Origin of the sequence: Bradyrhizobium sp. (assembly GCF_049798375.1) — a bacterium.
Classification (GTDB): domain Bacteria; phylum Pseudomonadota; class Alphaproteobacteria; order Rhizobiales; family Xanthobacteraceae; genus Bradyrhizobium.
The window spans coordinates 1-3,607 of record NZ_JBARGP010000015.1; the positions used below are offsets into that span (position 1 = coordinate 1).

At 65.3% G+C, this 3,607-nt stretch carries 3 protein-coding genes; all 3 read left to right on the plus strand.

Annotated features, from left to right (window positions below):
* Positions 1-332 precede the first annotated feature (332 nt).
* The gene (locus WA702_RS00585; RefSeq protein ID WP_425108583.1) at positions 333-1,634 is read left to right on the plus strand and encodes an MFS transporter; all 1,302 of its coding nucleotides are present in this window, start codon (positions 333-335) and stop codon (positions 1,632-1,634) included.
* Between the two features lie 96 nt (positions 1,635-1,730).
* On the plus strand, positions 1,731-2,963 hold the full coding sequence (locus WA702_RS00590; RefSeq protein ID WP_425108584.1) for a cytochrome P450: 1,233 nt from the start codon (positions 1,731-1,733) through the stop codon (positions 2,961-2,963).
* A gap of 163 nt (positions 2,964-3,126) precedes the next feature.
* A partial coding sequence (locus WA702_RS00595; RefSeq protein WP_425108585.1) for an AsmA family protein occupies positions 3,127-3,607 on the plus strand: 481 nt, incomplete at its 3' end.

Here is a 3,607-nt window from a genome sequence, read left to right on the forward strand (position 1 = left end):
CGGGTGTCAGTCGATACCCGGCCTTCCCTGCGCCCTCTGTTTGTGGAGAGGGTGATCGAGACGCAAAGCTCGGGTGCACAGCGCGCCGCGAGAAGGCCAGCGCGCGTCCCCGGAGGGCAATAGCGGTGGGTGCGATGGCGGTGCTGCATTTTCAGTATCATCGTCCGCGAAGGCGGACGATCGAATACGCGGCGGCCTCTCATGAGACAATTGCAGCCGGTGAATACTGGATCGGCCGGTCAAGCCGGGCGATGACATCGGAACGCTTGGTGACCGAGTTGACGCGCGATAGAGGATGCCGGAAAACGAAGCCGGGAGAGAAACACACATCGATGCGCTTGCCCTTCTTCTATGGCTGGGTCGTCGTCGCCGTCACCTTCGTCACGATGGCGATCGGGGTGAACGCGCGCACCGCATTCTCGCTGTTCTATCCGCCGATCCTCACCGAGTTCGGCTGGGATCGCAGCGTCACCGCCGGTGCGTTCTCGTTCGGCTTCGTGGCCTCGGGCATCGGGAGTCCCTTGATCGGACGGTTGATGGACCGCGCCGGGCCGCGCGCGGTGATGGAGCTTGGCGTCGTGCTGATGGGCGGCGGCCTGTTGCTGGCGCCGCTGACGACGCAGCCCTGGCATCTCTATCTCACCATCGGCGTCATGGTCGGCGTCGGCAGCATCTGCCTCGGCTATTCCGGCCAGTCATTGTTCCTTCCGAACTGGTTCGACCGCCGCCGCGGGCTGGCGATCGGCATCGCCTTTGCCGGTGTCGGTATCGGCTCGGTGACGATGCTGCCCTGGGTGCAGCACATGATCGCCGAGACCGGTTGGCGCACCGCCTGCACCGCGATGGGATGCATCGTCATCCTCGTGCTGGCGCCGATCAACCTGCTCTTGCGCAAGCGGCCCGAGGACATCGGCCTGCGGCCCGATGGCGACAGCGAGCCGCATGCCACGGCGGCCGCGCCAGTCTCCAACATCGTCGATCCGGCCTGGGCCGCAATCGACTGGACGTTGCCGCGCGCGATGCGCACGGCCCGGTTCTGGTGGCTTTCGGTCGGCTATTTCGGCGGGCTCTATGTCTGGTACGCGGTGCAGGTGCACCAGACCAAATATCTGCTCGAGATCGGCTTCAGCCCGACGATGGCGGCATGGGCGCTCGGCCTCGTCAGCCTGCTCGGCATTCCCGGTCAGATCGTGCTCGGCCACGCCTCCGATCGCATCGGGCGCGAAGCGGTATGGGCGATCAGCACGGCCGGCTTTGCCATCTGCTTCGTCGCGCTGATCGCGCTGAAGGCGCATCCGTCGCTGTGGCTGCTCTATGTCATGATCGCAACCCAAGGCGCGCTCGGCTACGGCCTCACTTCCGTGATGGGCGCCGTCGTGCTCGAGATATTCCAGGGGCCACATTTCGGCAGCATCTTTGGCACCATCATGCTGGCGGGATTGGTCGGCGGCGCCGCCGGGCCGTTCGTGACCGGCCTGATTTATGACTTCACCAGCAGCTACAGCGGCGGCTTCGCGATCGGGATCGCGGTGAGCGCGTTGTCGGCCTTTGCGATCTGGCGGGCGGCGCCGGGCAAGGTGCGCGCCGTCGCGGGCAAGCTGCAGCAGTTGCAGCCGGCCGCGGATGCGGTCTGATATGGCGACCACCCGTGCCCTCGTTGTGATGGCTCGACGGCTTGCCAGGAAACAGCGATCGTGGACTAATTACGAAGTTGCGGGAAAGGGCTGTCGATGAACGAGCATGTTCAGACCAATGCGGGTGCGCCGCTGTTCAATCCGCTGGCGCCCGAATTCATCAGGGATCCGTATCCGTTCTACGCGCGGATGCGCGAAACGGACCCGATGCATGTGACCTCGTTCGGCTCGATCGTCGCCAGCCGCCACGCCGAGGCGAGTCTCGTGCTGCGCGACAAGCGCTTCGGCAAGGATTTCGTCCCGCGCAGCATCCGCCGCTACGGACCTGACATCATGAAGGAGCCGGTGTTCCGCAGCATGAGCCACTGGATGCTGCAGCAGGACCCGCCGGATCATACCCGCCTGCGTGGTCTCGTGGTGAAGGCGTTCACCGCCCGCCGCGTCGAGGACATGCGGCCGCGCATTCAGGAGATCGTCGACCAGACGCTCGATGCGCTTATCGGCCGCGGCGAGATGGATCTGATCGCGGACTTCGCCTATCGCCTGCCGGTCACGATCATCTGCGACATGCTCGGCATTCCCGAGGAGCACCGCGAGGTGTTCCACAAGCGGTCCAATGACGGCGGCCGGCTGCTCGATCCGGTGCCGCTGTCGCCGCAGGAGATCGCCGACGGCAACGCCAACAATCTGATGGCGCAGGCCTATTTCCAAAACCTGTTCGAGCTCCGCCGCCGTGATCCCGGCGACGATCTGATCACGCAGCTGGTGCAGGCCGAGGAGGATGGCAGCAAGCTCAGCAATGAGGAGCTGACCGCCAACATCATCCTGCTGTTCGGCGCCGGCCACGAGACCACCGTCAATCTGATCGGCAACGGGCTATTGGCCCTGCATCGCAACCCGGACCAGCTCGCGCTGTTGCAGGCGCGTCCCGATCTGATCGTCAACGCGATCGAGGAGTTCCTGCGCTACGATTCCTCGGTGCAGCTCACCGGCCGCGTCGCGCTGGAGGAGATCGAGGATCTCGGCGGCCGGCGGATCCCGAAGGGCGAGAGCGTGCTTTGCCTGCTCGGCTCGGCCAACCGCGATCCCGCCGTCTATCCCGACCGGCCGGAACAGCTCGATATCACGAGGCCCAATGTGAAGCCGCTGTCATTCGGCGGCGGCATCCATTTCTGCCTCGGCGCCCAGCTCGCCCGGATCGAGGCCGAGATCGCGATCCTGACCCTGCTGCGCCGGCTGCCGGAGCTGAAGCTCGTCGATGCCGACAATCCCGAATGGCGGCCGACCTTCGTGCTGCGCGGCTTGAAGCAACTGCCGGCGCGCTGGTAACCATTTATTAAGGCGGGTTGTGCGCCGCCGATGAAATCGCGACCCGCGCTGTGACTTCGCCACACTTATTCCTATATGGTGTGGCGCTCCGGCATCGGTTTGTGGAGTGGCGGCCACACCACAAGGTTCGGGCGCCGGAGTGTTATCCTTTGAGGGAGACCCCGTGCAGACGACCCTGCTCGGCCTGGCGATTGCCTTCATTCTTGCGCTGCTGGCTGCGCTGATCGGCCCGTTTTTTGTCGACTGGAACCAGTTTCGGCCGCAATTCGAGGCCGAGGCGAGCCAGGTCATTGGCGTGCCGGTGCGGGTCGCCGGCGCGCTCGACGCACGCCTGCTGCCGACCCCGACCTTGCGGTTGCGCCAGGTGACGTTCGGCGGCGTGAATGATCTCGGCAAGTTGCGCGCCGACAAGCTCGATGTCGAGTTCAGCCTCGGCGATCTGATGCGTGGCGAGTGGCGCGCCAACGAGCTGACGATCGGCGGCATGGCCGCCGACCTCGGGCTCGATCCCAAGGGGAAGGTCGATCTGCCGGCGGCGAGCGGCAAGTTCAATCTGGCCGCGCTCTCGATCGACCGTCTCAATTTGACCGGCCGGGTGGCGCTGCATGATGCGGCGAGCCACGGCACGCTCGAACTCAACGACA

What these genes read in the sequence shown, in the direction of transcription:
- WA702_RS00585 (WP_425108583.1), top strand. Translation starts at nt 333, where the DNA reads ATGCGCTTGCCCTTCTTCTATGGCTGGGTCGTCGTCGCCGTCACCTTC.
- WA702_RS00590 (WP_425108584.1), top strand. Translation starts at nt 1,731, where the DNA reads ATGAACGAGCATGTTCAGACCAATGCGGGTGCGCCGCTGTTCAATCCG.